Below are 17,863 nucleotides of genomic sequence, written 5' to 3'. Positions count from 1 at the left end.
ACTGAACGCGTCCGCCTCGGGTCGGCTCACTCGCCGTCGCCTTCGTCGTCGGCGCTGATGGGGGTGCCGTCGGGAAGCAGGACGATGATCGGCCGCCCCAGCACCTCCTCCAGCAGCCGGCGCTTCCGGCTCGCGCCCCAGCATTCGAGCCGCACGTTCGTGGCGCCTTCGGCTTCATGCACCGTGACCCGCACGGCGTCGGTCGTCCACTTTACCGCCATGCCGCCCACGGCGCTCACATGCCCGCGATCCATGCCGTCGGCGAACCGCAGCAGCGCCGACAGCTTCACGATGCGCTCACGGGTGGCGCGGTCGAGCTGACCGAAGCCCGCGTGCTTGGCCTTGGGCGGCGCGCCGCGATGATAGCGCGCAATGTGCGCAATCATGATCTGCTCGGCCGGCGTCATGCCCAGCAGATCGGCGTGCGAGATGAGATGGAACGAATGCTTGTGATGCTTTTCGTAGTTGATGTGGTAGCCCACATCGTGCAACAGGGCCGCGTCGGACAGGAGGCGGCGGTCGGCCGCCGTGAGTCCGAGGCGTGCCTCGAGGGCATCGAACAGCTGCAGCGACAGGGCCTGCACCTGCCGGGCGTGCGGCGCCTCGAAGTGACAGCGTTCCGCGAACTCCCGCACCGATCGGTCGCGAGCGACGCCGGGATCGGCCACCCGGGGGGTAACGCGGGCGGCTTCCAGCAGAATGCCTTCGCGAATGCCGAAGGCCGAGGTGAGCAGATCGCGCGGGTCGAAGCGTGCCAGCACTTCGGCCGCCACGGCAAGCCCCGCCACGATGATGTCGGCGCGCGCAGGGTTGAGCCCGGGCACCTGTTGCCGCTCCGGCGCCTCCATGCGCTGCAGCCACTCCAGCACATGCTCGAGTTCGGCCCGCGTGACGCGCGTGCCGTGCGCCGAACGCACGGTGACGTGCTGCCGCGCCAGCACGATGCCCGCGAGATTCGTGAACGTGCCGCCTGACCCGATCACCTGGGCGCCGCGCCAGTCCTTGACCGGCACGGCCTTGCGCAGCCCCTCGCGCACATGCTCGCGCAGCGCCCGCACCCGGCGCGGCCGCACGGCCGGGGTGAGGAACTTCTCGGTGAGCCGCACGGCCCCGAAGGGGAGCGAGGCCACGCGCTCGATGAGACCATCCTTCGCGAGCACGAGTTCGAGGGAACCGCCCCCGATGTCCATGACCACGGTGCGTCCCGCGCCCAGCTCGAAGTGCGCCAGAGCGCTGCGGAAACAGAGCAGCGCTTCCTCTTCGCCGCTGAGGACCCGCACCGGTTGCCCGGTGGCAGCGGTGAGGCGCGCCGTGAACTCGCGCGAATTGCTCGCGTCACGCACCGCGCTGGTGGCCACGATCTCGATACGCGCGGCAGCCAGCTGCCGGGCCAGCGTGACCATGCGCTGCACCGCAGCCACGGCCGAGTCGATCGCGGTGGTCGACAGCGCCCCCGTGCTCTCCAGGCCATCGCCCAAACGGGGCATGGCCTTCATTTCATCGACCACCCGAATGCCGCCCGCCGGCGAGACATCGGCGATGATCTGCCGCACCGAGTTCGACCCGATGTCGATGGCCGCGATGCGAACATCGCCGGTGCTTGCTACTGGAGCCGTCATGTGGCAGCCGGGGGCAGGAGAACAGGTGCGGGTCACGCCGGCCTGTGGTCCGGTTCCCCCGGTCGATCGGCAACCCTCAGCGTACCGTACCGGAAGCCGCCCCCGTCGCGCAAGGGTTGCATCGCAGCGCGGCATCCACCCGCGCCAACACGGCGTCCGCCACGGCGGACGGGAGCGGCACATAGCCCATGCTGCTGGCGCTTGCCGCCCCTTCGAGAAACGCCCAATGCAGAAAATCGGCAAGGGCGGTACGCTTGGCCGCCGAGAGTTGCGACGGTACGATCAATAGCCAAGTGAAGGCCGCCAGCGGATACGCCTGTCTGCCCTCGGCGTCCAGCAGTGACAGGCGAAACCCGCTCACCCCCTCGTCGTCGAACGGGGCGAGACCGTCGAGGGTGTTGGCCGCAGCGGTCGCAATCTCGAAGGGCATGGGCGACACGAACTGCCCCGCGCGATTGCGGACGTGCGCCGCGGGCAAACGGTTCTGTCGCGCATACACGACCTCGAGGTACGCCACCGCTCCGGCCGTGGCCTTCACCTCGGCGGCGACCGCCTCGTTCCCGTCACGCACGATCACCGAGTCCCCGTCTGGCCACGGGGCGTCCGCGCCTTGCACCAACTGCAGGTACCGGGCAAAGATGCGCGCCGTGCCGCTGCCGTCGCTGCGACGCACGGGGCGCACCGCGAGGTGCGGCAGCGTCACGCCGGGGTTGATGGCGCGAAGGCGTGCATCGTCCCAAAACGCAATGCGCCCGCGAAACAGATCGGCGATGACCTCCCCGGACAGGCGCAGCGGACGCGTGGCGCCGGGGACGTTGTACGTAATCGCCACGGCGCCGACCGCCATGGGGATATGCACCACCGAACGGCCGCTGGCCACCATGGCGCTATCGGACACCGGAATGTCGGATGCGCCGAAATCCGCCGACCCGTTGAGCGCCGCGGCGATCCCCTGCGGCGATCCTTCCGACCGGTAGGTGATGCGCACGGGGGCGACCGCCGCATACTCGTTGAACCAGCGCGCATACAGCGGGTACGGCAGCGTGGCGCCGACGCCGGTCAGCCGCAGCCGTTGGGATTCGGCTACGGACACGCCCTCACTGGTTGCCGCCGGGGCGCCGGCGCTGTCCATGGGGGGCTGGCGCACCCCCTCGCCACACGACACCGCAGGCAGTGTGGCAACGGCAAGCACGGCCGAAAGACGTACGCCGTGTCGGCGCCACGCCCTCATAACGCGTTGGCGTAGCCGATGAACTTGAATCGCCCCTCACGCTCGAGGATGGTGCCGAACCAGCGCCCGTCGGGCAGCGTGGTCGACCCCGCACGCAGGCGCAGCGCGCATTGCTGATGCAGCCGGTTCTTCCCCTCAACCGTCGCGGAATCGGGGCAGCGCAGCTGCGCGAGCGAAACCGAGGTGCCGGCCAGTCGCGCCAGCGCCTTGGGCAGACTCTCGTTGCTGCTGGTCATGATCTGTCCCCACAGCAACTGGGGTGGCGCTTCATACGGTGGCTGGCTCATGGCCGATGTGGGGTAGTACAGATACGCAAACTCGGCCCGGTCGAGCGTGAGGGCGTTGAGCGTGGCTGTATCGCTCGTCGAGAGTGCCGTCAGGAAGCGGCGCACCAGCGACTCGCGGTCGGGCGCCGCGTGGCGCAGCGTGTCCACCGAGTCGAGACCCACCCGGAAGCGACGCAGCTGCTCGGCCATGGGCAGGATGGAATCGACCGTGCCGCCGGCGGCGATGACCTCGGCGACGTGAGCCGCCTGGGAATCGGCCGCCGTGCGTGGGGACGGTTCGCCGCATGCCGCCGCGAGGCATGTGGCGACGGCCACGGCGAGCAGGACAGAAGGACGCGAAGGCTGTGGCATGAGAGCAGAACGGTGAAAAACAGGAGAACGGCCAGGGCCGCATCGCGACCCTGGCCGTTTCACGCAGCACACGACATCACCGCGGCGGATCGTTACCGGAAAGGTAGGTGCCGATCGCGCGGCCGGTCAGTTGCGGGCGTAGCTGGTCCAGCCTTCCCACCACTTCGGCCCGCCGGGGGCGGCGGCGCCGCGGTACACGGTGGGGGTGATGAAGGTGCCCACGCGCGCCGCAATGCGCGGGTCGGCCGCGAAGGTGGCCAGGCCACCCGTGGCGATCGGCGAGTTGGCCGCCGGCGACCAGTCGAGGCTGGCGCCGTTGGTCGGGGTGGCGGGCAGTGCCGTGAAGAGGGTCGCCGCCGTCACACCCGTGCCCACCACGATGTTCGCGTTGCGGGCCGTAAGGGCGCTGGCCTGGCCGAAGTTCGTGCCCGCCGCATCGAAGCCGCCGTCGGCGCCACCGTTTTCGGCAAAGTACAGGTTGCGCACGATGAGGGAATCCACCTGGAAACGGTTGTTGGACGTGGAGTCGCGCAGTGAGATGCCGCCGCGCGGCCAGCGGGCGATCACGCCGTTCACGTAGTAGCCACCCGTGCCGCGGCGGAGCACGGCACCCACGCCACCGCTGCCCGGCACCGTTACGCCCGACGCCGGACCGACGAGCGTGAAGTTCGCGAACACGTTCATGTTCCACAGCCCCTCGTCACGCCCGGCACTCTGCGCATTGGCCCCCGACGGCGCCACACAGCCACCGCCGTTGCACCCGTCGACTTCGAAGCCCTGCGGGTCGGCCGACACGGCACCGGCACCGGCACGCGGCGTGAGGTAGGTGGACTGCAGACCGATGAGGAACTGATTGAGGCCGCGATAGCCTTCGGACCCGTCGAAATGATCGTCGCCCGACTCGTACGAGACGAGGTAGCGACCGTTCACCGTGCCGCCGAACCATTCGAAGTGGTCGTCGAGGCCGGCCAGCGCCTGCACGTACTCGACCGTGGTCCCGCTGCCCACCGCAGCGAACGTGAAGGAGTTGAGCTCGGCATCCGCCAGCGTGGCGTACCCGGCAAACTCCACGCGCACGTAGCGCAGCGTGCCGCTGTTGTCACTGTCCACCGTGCCGCCGGTGTACACGATGCCGGCCGGATCGGCGCCCACCACCGAGCCGTTCGAGCCTTCCACGATCACGTTGCCAACGCGGTTGGCGCGGGCATTGCCCACGATGACCAGGCCGCCCCAGTCACCCGGCGAGCGATTGCCGGCGGACCGCTGCGAGGTGAAGACCACGGGCGCCGCGGCCGTGCCGTTGGCCACCAGGCGGGCCCCACGCAGCACGAACAGCGCCGAGCCCAGCGCGGTGGTGTCCCCCACGATGCGCGTACCCGCGTTCACCGTGAGCGTGGCGCCACTGTTCACGTAGACGAAGCCGCGCAACACGTAACTGGTATCGGGGGTGAGCGTGCGGTTGGTGGCGATGGAGCCGCTCAGCACCACCGTGGGGTTGGCGGCAACCGCGTAGGCCACCGTGACGGTGGCCGTGGCATTCGCCGCAACCGTGGCCGGCGAGCCGGTGATGGTCGCGTTGTAGCGCACGTTGCTGGCCGTCACCTGCGCGGCCGCCACGCTGTAGCTGCCCGCCGCGACACTCAACGTGGTGGTGCCCGTGACCGCCTGGCTGAAGTTGCTCGGCCCGGTCACGGTGACCGCCGCGTTCACACCGGCGGGGAGCCCCGACACCGTCACCGCCAGCGAGCCGTTGGCGGGAGTGGGGGTGGGCGAAATCGGGTCGTCACTGCCACCGCAGGCGGCGAAGGCCAGCGCGGCAAACGACGTGAGCGCGAGAGTGCGCAGGCGCACGGTCATCGTCATCGGGAGTCGTGATTGAATGGTGAACGGCATCGTCGAGACCTGACGATCCCTTCCGTAATGAGCGCGCGCTCTGTCGTCAAAACGTCATGACCCGGTCACGGTTGTGTCACCGAAACCGGGTCATGCGATACCGCGCCGGGGAGGTCGCGGAACTACTGCCGCCAGCTCAGCCCCATCGAGATGACGCGGCCGGCATTCCATCCCTCCCGCTCCAGATTGCCCTGCATGAAGCGGTAGCGGGCGTCCAGGAGGTTGCGGGCATCCATGCGGGCCGAGAGGTTGCCGCGCACGGGGAACCGCAGCGACAGGTCGAGCAGGTGGCGCGGCTTTTCCACGATGTTGGGGAGGGGCACCACGCCCGCCGCCGTGATGCGTTCGCCCACCACGTTGTACAGAATCGTGGCGTTCGTGTTGCCACTCATGTTCGAGTACGTGAGCCCCGTATTGATCACGTACGGCGCCTGACCCACGAGGCGGCGGCTCTGGTCGGTTACCGTGAGGCCGCCAGTGGGGTCGAGTTCCACGTTCGACTGCATGAGCGTCACGTTGCCAAAGGCGGTGAAGGCCTCGCCCCACGAGCCAAGGACTCCCAGCTGCTTGCGGGCCTCGAGCTCCACACCCACGTTGGTGGCGCTGAGCGCATTCTGGAAACGCGCCTGGTACGCGCCCGAGGTGGCCTGCTCGAGACGTTCGATCGGACGATCGAAGCGCTTGGCGAACACGCCCACACTGAGGACTTCGCCGGGATTGGGGAACATCTCCCAGCGCAGGTCCACGTTGTCGATGAGTGACCGCACCAGCGCGGCGTTGCCGGTGACGCTCACGCCGCCCAGCACGTCGCGGAAGGTCACCGGCGCGAGCTCGCGGTACTCCGGGCGCGCCAGCGTGCGCGTGATGCCGAAGCGCAGATTCTGCGTGGACGAGAGCTGCGTGTTGAGCAGCAGCGAGGGGAGCACGTCGGTGTTGTCGAGCACCGCGCTGGTGGTGAACCCGCCCTGGGTGGAGGCATCCACGGTGATGCGCGCCTGCTCGAGCCGCGCGCCCGCGATCATGCGCACCCGCGACCCGAGGCCGATATCGGACATGAGATAGCCGGCCGCCGTGCGATCGCTCGCCAGGTAGGAGCCGGCCTGTCCGATGGGCTGCACGTTGATGAGGGCGCAGTTGTCACACGCCTGGGCCTCGCCGAAGATCACATCGGGCGTCTGACGCACCACGCTTTCGCCGGCGCGGCTGATGAAGGCGAAGATGGGGGCGTCGGCGGTGCGATCGGTGGTGCGCAGGTAGGCGCCCACCTTGAGCGTGTTCTGCTTCGCCACTTCGCCCAGATTGATCGTATGATCGACCTGGCCGGTGACGTTGTTCTCCTGCAGGTCGAAATAGAGGCGACGGGCGCCATCGAGCGACGCCAGAATCTGATACGGCCCCTCGGGGGTGCGCGCATACACCACATCGGAGCGGTCGGGCTCGCGCCGATCCGTCTGGCCGAACGTCACGGCCCAGGCGGTGCGGTTGCGATCACTCAGCTGGTGCTCGCCCGATCCGGTTACGGTGGCCACCCCGCGTTCGACGTAGCGCAGGGTGGTGCGCTGAATGCTGTCGTTCAGGTTTTCGTCGAAGCCGCGGTCGGTCCGCGCCTCGTTGTCGGCGCTGCGGGTGACCGTCGTGTTGAGGGCGAGGCGCGAGTTGCGCCCCACGAGCGTCGACAGGTTGGCGATGCCGCCCCACGACGCGCTGGCGCGCCCCGTCTGCCCGCGCACTTCGGTGAGGGGCACGACCGTGTTGTTCGCGCCCTGGTTGCCAATGGCATAGCGCTCGTCGGCGCGCACTTCCTCACTGTAGCCGTAGTTGCCGCTCAGGACATACCCGACACGCTTGCCCAGGATGTTGTTGCCGCCGGTGGACATGCCGAACGAGCCGTTCACCCCGCCATTGCGGAGCGACGGGCTCCACACGTTGCGCTGCTGACGCGCCATCTGGTTGTACTGGGACTGCGACACATTCCCCAGGAAGTTCGCGCTGGCGATGGCCGCCGGCATGCGGCGGTTCGCCGACGCATTCCCGAACAGCTCGCCGCCGGCGCGCGGGGCAAAGGGCAGGGTCTGCCCCAGCACGCGATCACCGAAGCCGAAGCTCGTGGAATAGTTCACCTGCCGGCGCGCGGGGAACTCACGGGTGCGGATGTTCACGTTGGCGCCCGCGAAGTCACCCGGCATGTCGGGGGTGAAGGTCTTGGCCGTGGTGACGTCCTGCAGCAGGCTCGCCGGGAACAGGTCGAGCGGCACGACCTTGCGCTCGGGCTCCGGACTCGGAATGCGCGCCCCGTTCAGCGACGCCGTGGTATAGCGCTCGGAGAGGCCGCGCACCTGCAGGTACTTGCCGTCCTGCACCGTCACGCCGCTCACGCGCTGCGCGGCCGCGGCCGCGTCGCCGTCGGGGCTGCGCGCGATCTGTTCGGCGGTGATGGCGTTCACCACGTTCGTGGCGTTCTTCTGCGCGTTGAGGGCGTCGTTCACCGACCCCTTTTCCTTGGTGGCCGTGACACTGACCGCCGCGAGCTGCACGTCGGCACTGCGCAGCGAGATGTCCTGCTCCAGCGCGCCGTTCGCCGGCAGCAGCAGTCCGGTGACGGTCTTGGGGCCGTAGCCGATGCGGCGCACCTGCAGCGTGAGGGTGCCAGCGGGCACGCGCAGCAGGGTGTACCGGCCATCGACCGCCGTCTGCGTGCCGAAGGCGGTGCCCACCACCTGAATCTGCGCCGCAGGAATCGGCTGGCCGGTGACGGCATCCACGATGCGCCCGGTGATCTTGCCGGTCGCCGCCTCCTGCGCGGGGGCAGAGGCAGGAAGAAGAAGAAGAACGGACCCTGCAGCGGGAACGACGGCCACCGTGGTCGCCAGCATCGCGCGACGCGCGGCACGGTATAGCGCGTGTACGGAAATCCGCATGGGATATTCGGAGCTTTGAGGAAGACAGGTCGCGAGGCGCGTGGTGCGCTCCGGACACTGAGCAAGCTCCGTGACTCAGGTTTCGATCATTCGACAGTCGTGCAACGAATTGGTCACGGCCGGTCGTGACAGCCAGGTCCGGACCCGGTCAGCGCGATGGGGCGGTATCCGCGGGCGGGCGATCTGGTGCGAGACAGGTCCGCGCAGTATTGTCGCCCGAGTATGGTCCCGACTGATCCCAATCTTCAGCGGCGCCGGGTCGCCTCCCCGCCGCCAACCGATCCCCAGACACGCGCCGAGGCGCTCACGGTCGCCGCCAAGGCGCTTCGCGCGGCCGAGCACGTGTGCGTGCTCACGGGCGCCGGCGTGTCGGCCGAAAGCGGTATCCCCACGTTTCGCGAAGCGCAGACCGGCACCTGGGCGCAGTTCAGCCCGCAGGAGCTGGCCACGCCTGACGCCTTCGCGGCCCACCCCACACGGGTCTGGCAATGGTATGCGGCGCGGCGCGCCATGGTTCGGGCGGCACAGCCCAACCCGGCGCATGTGGCGCTCGTCACGCTCGCGTCACGAGTCGCCCACTGTACGCTGGTCACCCAGAACGTTGACGACCTCCACGAGCGGGCCGGTAGTCGCGACGTGGTTCGGTTGCACGGCTCCCTCATGCACGCGCGGTGCAGCGCGGGGTGCGCCGGCTCGGTGGCGGTCAGCGACGAGCAGCGCGCCGACGTGCCGACCTGTCCGCAGTGCGGGGCGCTCCTGCGCCCCGATGTGGTGTGGTTCGGGGAAACGCTCCCCATGCCCCCCTTCGAGGCCGCCCGCAACGCCGCCGTGGCGTGTGACGTGTTCATCTCGGTGGGCACCTCCAACATCGTCGAACCGGCAGCCTCGCTGCCGTGGATCTCGGCGACGCACGGGGCCACGGTCATTGTGGTGAATCCCACCATGGAGGGGCAGCGCTCGGGCCCCAGCATCCTGCCCATCGAAGGGCCGGCCGGGGTCATGCTGCCGCGGCTCATCGCTGAAGCGTTTGCCGGTCGCCGCGCCAGACGGCAGGCGGAATCGGCCTGAACGCGGCCGCGCTGGCGGCGTCGCGGCGGGGCGCGAGGTCGCCAGCGGTCCGGTCAGGCGGGCAGTGGGGTGGGGAGCCAGACGGCAATGGTCGTGCCCACCCCCACCGTGCTTTCAGCCCGGACGCGTCCGTGGTGCGCCTCTGCCAGGTGGCGCACGATGGAGAGGCCGAGGCCCGTGCCGCCGGCCTCGCGGGACCGACCGGGATCGGCGCGGTAGAACCGCTCGAAGATGCGCGGCAGATGTTCGGGACCGATCCCCATGCCGGTATCGTGCACCCCCATCCATACCCCGTCCCCCTCGCGTTCAGCAAACACGACCACCCGCCCCGCGGCCGTGTGGCGCAGGGCGTTCTCGGCGAGATTCACCAGTATCTGTCCCGCCGCGGTGGGATCGCACCGGATGAACCGGGCGTTGGGGGCCACGTCGATGCCCAGTGATACTCCCTTGTCATCGGCGCGGGACTGCAACGGGGCGAGGGCATCCGCGGCGAGCTCCTCGACGCGCAGCTCCATTGGCGCCGGACGCCATCCTCCCGACTCGATGCGGGAGAGGTCGAGCAGGTCATCGACGATGCGCTGCATGCGCTGCACGTTGGCCTCCGCCATGCCCAGGAACTGCCGCCGCAGGTCGGGCGGGACATCGTCGTCCTGCAGCGTCTCCACGAATCCGCCAATGATCGTGAGCGGCGTGCGCAGCTCGTGGGACACATTGGCCACGAAGTCGCTGCGCACCGTCTCGAGCCGGCGAACCGGGGTGAGGTCGTACATGGCAAACACGGCGCCCCCGCCACTCAGAGCGCGTACCGTGAGCGCCAGCGTGCGACCGGCGAGCTGGATTTCGCGCACGATGGGCGGGGCCCCCGACAACACCAGCTGCAACGCTTCCTGCAGCTGCGGTTCCTGTGGCAGCTCGTTGGCGGGGAAGGGGAGCGGCTGACGCAAGTTGAGCAGCTGACGTCCGCGCTCATTGATGCGCACCACCCGCTTGCGCGCGTCCACGGCCACGACGCCTTCGTTGAGCGACTCCGTAAGCGCCACCAGGAGCGCTTCCTCCGACTGCATCTCCCAGAGGCGCGTTTCCATCTGCTCGGCCACGCGGCGCAGCGAATCGGCCAGGTCCCCCACCTCGCCGCCACTGATGGACCGCGACGGTCGGGCGGTGAGATCGCCGCCGGCCAGATCCTGCGCCATGTCGCGCAACTCCTGCATGGGGCGCGTCACCTGCCCGGCGAGTCCGCGCGCCAACAGCAGGGCCACGATGAGCGCGATGCCACTGGCAATGAGCACGTCGTTGCGGATGGCCCGCAACAGCGCCTCATCGGCGGCCGCCTCCAGGCTGGCGCGGTCGGCCGGTTGGGCCATCCCCACGGCGACGGTATCCTGCAGCTCCAGCCGGTGCCGTACCCGCCACTCCACAGCCCCCAGAATGATCGCCACCAGTAGCGTGGCGACCACGGCGCTCTGCAGCAGCAGTCGCTGGGTGAGCCGCACTCAGTAGGCGCGCGGCGCCGCGGCGCGCAGGCGGTAGCCGAATCCGCGCACGGTCTCGATGAGGTCGCCGGCGGTGCCCAGCTTGGTGCGCAGTCGCTGCACGTGCATGTCGACCGTGCGGGTCTGAATGTCCGGGGCGGCTTCCCACACGGTTTCCAGCAGGTGCCCGCGTCCCTGGACGCGCCCGCGGCGCTCGGCCAGGGTGAGGAGCAGCTTGAACTCGGTGGGGGTAAGCTCCACGGCCTCGCCGCTCACGTTCACCGTCATGGCCGCCCGGTCGATGTGCAGCGGCCCAATGACCAGGGCATCGGTGTTGCCGGACGGCTGCACGGACCCGGTCCGGCGCAGAATGGCCGCCACCCGCAGCACCAGTTCGGCCGGCGAGAACGGTTTGGTGAGATAGTCATCGGCACCCAGCGACAGGCCGCGGATGCGATCAGGTTCTTCCCGGCGGGCCGTGAGCATGATGACGGCGATGTCGCGCGTACTCTCGTCGAGGCGCAGTTGCTCGAGCACGTCGAACCCCGACATGCCCGGCAGCATGAGGTCGAGCACGATGAGCGACGGGCGCTCACGACGCGCCAACTCGAGTGCGTCCTGCCCCGACGACGCCGTGGAGACGCGATAACCGGTTTTCGCCAGGTGGTAAGCCACCAGGGCGACGATCTCGGTTTCGTCGTCCACGACGAGAATGCGATCAGCGGTGCTCGGAGCAGGGTTCATGCACGGGTCAGTAGGTGCCGGCGTCGGCCGGTTCGGCGTCGGCGCGCGGCACCCGCGACTGGGCGCGGGTGTGCAGCCGACGCTGGATCTTGGCCACGATCATCTCGATCGCGACCGTGTTGCTCCCTCCCCGTGGGACGATGACGTCGGCGTACCGCTTGCTGGGTTCGACGAACTGCAGATGCATCGGCTGCACGGTCGTGAGATACTGGTCGAGCACCGATTCGAGCGTGCGGCCGCGCACGGCCGTATCGCGTCGGATGCGGCGAATGAGGCGGATATCCGGATCGGCATCGACGAACACCTTCACATCGCACTGCGCCCGGACGTTGGGGTCCGACAGGAGCAGGATGCCGTCGATCACGACGACGTCCGCCGGCTCGATGCGCCGGGTGCGACTGCTGCGGGAGTGCGTGGCAAACTCGTACACCGGCATGTCCACCGCTTCGCCGCGGGCGAGCGCCTCGAGGTGAGTCGAGAGCAACTCCACGTCGAAGGCATCGGGATGATCCCAGTTGACGTGATGCAGCTGCTGCAGGGTCAGGTGCCGGAAATCCCGGTAATACGCGTCCATCTCCAGGAAGGCGACGGAGGCGTTGGGGAGGGCTTCTGCCACCTTGCGAGCCACCGTCGATTTCCCCGAGCCGGTGCCGCCCGCGATGCCGATGATGAGCGGTTTCATGAGCGGAGTGACCGGGTCGTCCACGAGGGATGTCTCAAGCATGGACCGCCGTCGTTTCCGGACGGTTACGGCGGTGTAACGAGTAGGTATCGGCAACCGGGGCCGATCGGACCGTGCCACGGGAAGTTCGCGGCGGCAGGGGGGACCCGGCAAGGACGGATTCGGACCGCCGCGTACGCCACTCCAAACGACCCGGGGGACCGACTAGCATTCCCTGATGGGACGTCCATTGTCTTGGCTGTGTGCCGTACTGCTGCCCGCCGGGGGGCTGGCCTCGCTGGCCGCGTTGATGATCGAGCCGCTGGCGGCGCAACGGGCCCCGCGCCGCGTCGAGCTCACGATTGCCGCCACTACCGACGTGCACGGGCGGTTGCGTGGGTGGGACTACTACGCGGGGCGCGCCGACCCGGCGCACTCCCTGGCGGCGGCCGCCACCATTGTCGACTCCGCCCGGCGGGCCAATCCCGACGGCGTCGTGCTCGTGGAAGGGGGCGACATCCTGCAGGGCAACCCGCTGCTCTACGTGGCGGCGCGCGTTCGGCCCACGCCGGTGCACCCCGTCATCGCCGCCATGAACGTCATGCGCTACGATGCCGCCGTGCTGGGGAACCACGAGTTCAACTACGGCGTGCCGCTGCTGCAGAAGGCGATCGCGCAGGCGGGCTTTCCGTTCGTGGCGGCCAACGTGCTGGACGCGCAGGGGAAACCCTGGGTGGCCCCGTATACCATGGTCACGCGACGCGGCGTGCGGGTGGCCATCATCGGGGGGACGACCCCCGGCTCCATGGTGTGGGATCGCGAACATCTCAAGGCCGCGGGGCTGACGGTCACCGATATCGTGCCGGCGGTGCGTCAGCGTGTGCAGGAGGCGCGCCGCGCGAAGGCCGATGTCGTGCTGGTGCTGCTGCACTCCGGGTTGAACGAACCGGCGAGCTACGACACGGTCGCCACGGGGCTCCCGTCCGAAAACGTGGCGGCACGCATTCCACGGGAAATCGACGGCATCGACGTCGTGGTCTACGGGCACTCGCACCGCGAGCTGGTGGATTCCACCATCAACGGGGCGCTCGTCATGCAGCCCCGCAACTGGGCGGGGTCGGTGGGGCTGGGCACGCTCACCCTCGAGCGGCGCCAGGGCCGCTGGAGCGTGGTGGCGCGTACCGGGCGCGCCGTGCGGGTGGCGGGGCATCGCGAGCACCCCGACGTGCTGGCGGCGGCGCGCAGCACACACGAGGCCACCGTTGCGTGGGTCAATGAGCCGGTGGGGCGTACGAGCGTGGCGTGGCGCGCCGACAGCGCGCGCGTCACCGACGCCCCCATCACGGACCTCGTCAACGAGGTCATGCGACGCACCACCGGCGCCGAGCTGTCGGCCACGGCCGCCTTTTCCCTGGAGGCGGCGCTCGATACGGGCGCCATCACCCAGGCCGAGCTGTCGCGGCTGTATCCCTACGACAATACGCTCCGCGCCGTGCGCATCACCGGCGCGCAGCTCCGGGACTTCCTCGAACATGCGGCGCGATACTATCGCACCGTGGGGGCCGATGGCCGGGCCGCCGGGGGCATCCTCGATCCGTCGGTACCGGGCTACAACTTCGATGTCGTGAGTGGCGCGGACTACACGATCGACCTGCGGCGCCCGGTCGGCCAGCGCATCACCCGTCTGCAGGTACGCGGGCGCGAGGTGCTCCCCACCGACAGCTTCACGATGGCCCTCAACAATTACCGGCAGGGGGGCGGCGGCGGGTTCTCCATGTTGGCCGGCGCGCCGCTGGTCTACGACCGGGACCTCGACATCCGGCAGCTGGTCATCGATGAAGTGCGCCGGGCCGGCACGCTCGATCCCGCCGCCTACGCGCAGCGAAACTGGACGTTGGAACCGGCGTCGGCCCGCGAGCAGGCCTACGCCGAGCAGCAGCCGGGGCGCGCGGCCAGCGCCCCTTCCGGATCGCCGACCGTGCGGGTGATCGCCATGAGCGATTTTCACGCGGCGTTGCGTCCGCAGTTCGATCAGGGCAACGCCCCCGTGGGGGGCGCCGTGGCGCTGTCGGCGGCCATTCGGCGCGCCCAACGGGAATGCCAGCCCCCCGCCTGCCAGCATGTGGTGATCGATGCCGGCGACCTGTTCACCGGCTCGCCGGCCTCCGACTGGCACGGCGGACGGCCCACCGTGGACGTGGTGAACCGCCTCGACGTGGCCGCCGGTGCGCTGGGCAATCATGAATTCGACTTCGGTCAGGACACGCTGCGCGCGCGCATGCGCGAGCTGCGCCACGCCATCTTGGGCGCGAACGTGCGTGGCCCCGACGGCGAGCGGCCCGCCTGGCTGCGTGCCGACACGATCGTCACGCGTGGCACGGTGCGAATCGGCATCGTGGGCGCCGCCGGAACGCACACCCCCAACACCGCCAGCCGCCGCAAGGTGGGGCCGCTCACCTTCCTCGACCCGGTCCCGGTGTTCGTCGAGCGCACCCGCGCGTTGCGCGCGGCGGGCGCACAGGTCGTGGTGGCGGTCATTCACGACGGCGGCCGCTGTGAGCGCGATCGCCCCACCGACTGCAGCGGTGCCGGCATCGATATTGGCCGGCGCCTGGGCGAGATGGGGGCGGATCGCCCCGACGTGTACGTCATGGGACACGCCCATGTGAACCTCTCGCTCGACTTCAACGGCATGCCTGCCGTCGAACCCACATCGAGTGGCCGTGGCATCGTGGTGGTGGACGTGCCGGTGGGTGGCGGACCGGCACGCACCGAGGTACGCCCGGTGCGCGGTGATGAGGTGGCCGAGGCTGTGCCGGAGGTCGATTCGATCGTGCGCATGGCCATGGAGCGCGTACGTCCGCAATTGCAGCAGCCGGTGGCCACGTTGGCCGAGCCCATGCGGCGGGCCGGTGCGCAGAACCCGGTGGGGAACATGCTGGCCGACGCTGTCCGCGCTGCTGCCGGAAGCGACGTGGGGATGTGGAACAATGGCGGCGTGCGGGCCGACCTTGCCGCCGGCCCACTGAACTACGGCGGGATCCACTACGTGACGCCGTTCGGCAATCTCGTGGCACGCGTCCGCCTGCGCGGGCGTACGCTGCTGCAGCTGCTCGAAGCCACGGTGGATCGCGGTCGGCCGGACGCACACGTGAGCGGAGTGTCCGTCGAATACGACCCGGCCCGTCCACGCGGGGCGCGGGTCGTGCGCGCGCTCGACGCGGCAGGGCGCCCCATCGAGCCCGATCGGATCTACACGGTGGCCATGAACGATTTCATGGTGGAGAACGACTTCAGCGGGCAGCTGGCCGGAGCCATCGCCACCGAGTTTCTCACGGTGCGCGATATCGACGCCGTACGCGCCTTCCTCTCGCAACAGCCGCAACCGGTGCGTGGCGACCCCACCGAGCGGGTGCGTCCCATCACGGCAGGGAGCAATTGATGTCCAACACGGATGTCCGTGTGTTCGTGAACGAGCGTGGCGTGTCCGTGCCCGCCGGAACGGTGGCACTCGATGCGGTGCGCGCCCTTTTCCCCGACGATGCGGACGGCCTGGCAAGCGGACGGCTGCGCCTCACCGACAGTCGGGGACTGCCCATCGCCGCCGACACGCCAGTGGTGGGCGGCGCGATCTTCCGGGTCGTGACGGCGCGCGAGCGGCTGAGCGACGGTACGCCATGACCCCGACGCTCAATCCCGATTTCGTCGCCCACGTCCGCGCGATGCCCAAGGCCGAGCTGCACTGCCACCTCGACGGCTCCCTGCGTGCGGCCACGCTGCGCGAACTCTCGGCCGCCCGCGGGCTCGCGCTGCCGCATCAGCATGACGCAGCGCTGGCCCGCTGGATGCGCGTCGACGATGCGCACGACCTGGCGGAGTACCTCGCCCGGTTCGAGATCACCCTGGCGGTCATGCAGACGGCGGATGAACTCCGGCGCATTGCACGGGAACTCGTGGCCGATGCGGCCGCCGACGGCATCCGTTACGTGGAGGTGCGGTTCTGTCCCGCGCTGCACACGCGCGAAGGCCTCTCGGCCGATGCGGTCATGGAGGCGGTGCTGGCTGGACTGCAGGCGGGGGAGGCACCGGGGGGCGTCGTGGCGCGGCTCATCGTGTGCGCGCTACGCAGCCTGCCGTGGCCGCACAGCATGGCAATGGCCGAACTCGCCGTGGCCTACCAGCGACGTGGGGTCGTGGCCTTCGATCTGGCGGGTGGTGAACGTGGCAACCCGGCGCGGGCGCATGCCCCCGCCTTCGAGTACGCACGGCACAACAACCTGGCCGTCACGGTCCATGCCGGCGAGGGCGACGGCGCCGCATCCATCCACGAGGCGGTGCACCAGTGTGGGGCCAATCGCATCGGACACGGGACGCGGCTGCGCGAAGACCCGGCGCTCGAGGCCTATGTGGTGGACCGACGCATCGCGCTCGAGGTGTGCCCCACCAGCAACGTGCAGACGCGGGTCGTGCACGTTTTTGCCGAGCACCCCATCGAACGCTATCGCCAGCTGGGCGCGCTGGTCACGGTGAACACGGACAACACCATGATGAGCGGGGTGTCGCTCACCGATGAATTCGTGAGCTGCGCCGTGCACCTCGGCTGGAGCCACGAGACGCTGGCGCAGGTGGCCCTCCAGGCCTTCGATGCCGGGTTTCTGCCGTACGCGGAGCGACAGGCGCTGCGCGCGAGCGCCGAACGCGACCTCGCCCGCATGACATCGCCCTGGCCAGCGCTCTTTCTACCGGCCGGCCATCAGGTGGATGGTGCCGCATGACGACCGCCAGGCAGTCGGCGGGGGGCCCGCACGCGCAGGCCGCGGCGGCGTTCATTCGCGAGCAGGGCGGGGGCGACTGGGAGGCCCCCGTGGCCGGCATCGTGCTGGGGTCAGGGCTCGGGGGGTTGGCGCACCGCCTCGAGCAGGCGCGGGCCATCCCGTTCTCCCATATCCCCGGCTTTCCGGTGGCCACGGTGGCCGGTCATGCGGGGCAGGTGCTGCTGGGACGTCTCGCCGGCCGGCCGGTGGTCATGCTGGCGGGTCGATTCCACATGTACGAGGGGCACCAGGCGTCTCTCGCTGCGTTCCCGGTGCGCGTGCTGCACGCGCTGGGCGCCCCCGTGTACATCGCCTCCAACGCCGCCGGTGGGGTGCGCCGTTCCTTCGCGCCGGGCGATCTGATGCTCATTGCCGATCACATCAACCTGATGTTCCGCAATCCCCTCACGGGGCCCGTCGAGCCGGGTGACGAACGATTCCCCGACATGTCCGATCCGTACGATCCGGCGCTGCGTGCACTCATGCGCGAGGCGGCATCGGCGGTCGGTGTGCCGCTGCAGGACGGGGTGTACTGCGGACTGCTGGGACCGACGTACGAAACACCGGCCGAGGTGCGCATGCTCGAGCGCCTTGGCGCAGATGCCGTGGGCATGTCCACGGTGCCCGAGGTCATCATGGCGCGCGCCATCGGCCTGCGCGTCGTGGCCGTCTCGTGCATCACCAACAAGGCGGCCGGACTGTCGGCTGACCGGCTCAGTCATGCCGAGGTGATGGAGGCGGGGAAGGCCGCCGGCGGCCAGTTCGAGGCCCTGATTACCGAGTTCGTGCGGCGACTCCCCTGACG

The 17,863-nt window shown here is 69.6% G+C and carries 13 protein-coding genes; 5 read left to right on the top strand and 8 right to left on the bottom strand.

Annotation, left to right across the window (positions count from 1 at the left end):
- Window positions 1-26: 26 nt before the first annotated feature.
- The 5 genes from LW840_RS13665 to LW840_RS13645 form a co-directional block, all read right to left on the bottom strand.
- On the bottom strand, window positions 27-1,619 hold the full coding sequence (locus LW840_RS13665; protein ID WP_291261099.1) for a Ppx/GppA phosphatase family protein: 1,593 nt from the start codon (window positions 1,617-1,619) through the stop codon (window positions 27-29).
- 76 nt (window positions 1,620-1,695) lie between these two features.
- Window positions 1,696-2,811, bottom strand: a complete 1,116-nt coding sequence (pstS, locus tag LW840_RS13660; RefSeq protein WP_291266447.1) for a phosphate ABC transporter substrate-binding protein PstS — start codon at window positions 2,809-2,811, stop codon at window positions 1,696-1,698.
- Window positions 2,812-2,846: 35 nt separating this feature from the next.
- Entirely contained in the window at window positions 2,847-3,488 is a 642-nt protein-coding gene (locus LW840_RS13655) for a hypothetical protein (RefSeq protein ID WP_291277173.1), read from the bottom strand.
- Window positions 3,489-3,614: 126 nt separating this feature from the next.
- Complete coding sequence (locus LW840_RS13650; protein ID WP_291277172.1) at window positions 3,615-5,381, bottom strand: hypothetical protein; 1,767 nt, start codon at window positions 5,379-5,381, stop codon at window positions 3,615-3,617.
- A gap of 122 nt (window positions 5,382-5,503) precedes the next feature.
- On the bottom strand, window positions 5,504-8,254 hold the full coding sequence (locus LW840_RS13645; RefSeq protein WP_291277171.1) for a TonB-dependent receptor: 2,751 nt from the start codon (window positions 8,252-8,254) through the stop codon (window positions 5,504-5,506).
- 267 nt (window positions 8,255-8,521) lie between these two features.
- On the opposite strand from LW840_RS13645, the gene LW840_RS13640 reads away from it, so the two are divergent.
- Window positions 8,522-9,367, top strand: a complete 846-nt coding sequence (locus LW840_RS13640; RefSeq protein ID WP_291277170.1) for an NAD-dependent deacylase — start codon at window positions 8,522-8,524, stop codon at window positions 9,365-9,367.
- Between the two features lie 53 nt (window positions 9,368-9,420).
- Here the strand turns inward: LW840_RS13640 and LW840_RS13635 are convergent, their stop codons facing one another.
- The 3 genes from LW840_RS13635 to udk are packed head-to-tail and all read right to left on the bottom strand — an operon-like array spanning window position 9,421 to window position 12,307.
- Entirely contained in the window at window positions 9,421-10,860 is a 1,440-nt protein-coding gene (locus tag LW840_RS13635; RefSeq protein ID WP_291277169.1) for an ATP-binding protein, read from the bottom strand.
- Window positions 10,861-11,583 (bottom strand): response regulator transcription factor, encoded by a 723-nt coding sequence (locus LW840_RS13630; protein WP_291261092.1) that lies wholly within the window; start codon window positions 11,581-11,583, stop codon window positions 10,861-10,863.
- A 7-nt stretch (window positions 11,584-11,590) separates the two neighbouring features.
- Window positions 11,591-12,307, bottom strand: a complete 717-nt coding sequence (gene udk / locus LW840_RS13625; RefSeq protein WP_291266441.1) for a uridine kinase — start codon at window positions 12,305-12,307, stop codon at window positions 11,591-11,593.
- Between the two features lie 175 nt (window positions 12,308-12,482).
- Between udk and LW840_RS13620 the strand changes: the two genes are divergently transcribed.
- Genes LW840_RS13620 through LW840_RS13605 form a run of 4 tightly spaced genes read left to right on the top strand, consistent with a single transcriptional unit; the run spans window position 12,483 to window position 17,861 of the window.
- Window positions 12,483-15,686 (top strand): 5'-nucleotidase C-terminal domain-containing protein, encoded by a 3,204-nt coding sequence (locus tag LW840_RS13620; protein ID WP_291277168.1) that lies wholly within the window; start codon window positions 12,483-12,485, stop codon window positions 15,684-15,686.
- Complete coding sequence (locus LW840_RS13615; RefSeq protein ID WP_291261089.1) at window positions 15,686-15,925, top strand: hypothetical protein; 240 nt, start codon at window positions 15,686-15,688, stop codon at window positions 15,923-15,925. The genes LW840_RS13620 and LW840_RS13615 overlap by 1 nt, the downstream gene beginning before the upstream one ends.
- The gene (add, locus tag LW840_RS13610; RefSeq protein ID WP_291266439.1) at window positions 15,922-17,019 is read left to right on the top strand and encodes an adenosine deaminase; all 1,098 of its coding nucleotides are present in this window, start codon (window positions 15,922-15,924) and stop codon (window positions 17,017-17,019) included. Before LW840_RS13615 ends, add begins: the two co-directional genes overlap by 4 nt.
- Window positions 17,016-17,861, top strand: a complete 846-nt coding sequence (locus LW840_RS13605) for a purine-nucleoside phosphorylase (protein ID WP_291261087.1) — start codon at window positions 17,016-17,018, stop codon at window positions 17,859-17,861. Before add ends, LW840_RS13605 begins: the two co-directional genes overlap by 4 nt.
- Window positions 17,862-17,863 lie beyond the last annotated feature (2 nt).

The sequence above is a fragment of the Gemmatimonas sp. genome (assembly GCF_021298855.1).
In the GTDB taxonomy this organism is placed as follows: domain Bacteria; phylum Gemmatimonadota; class Gemmatimonadetes; order Gemmatimonadales; family Gemmatimonadaceae; genus Gemmatimonas.
This window is presented reverse-complemented; position numbering and strand designations above follow the sequence as displayed.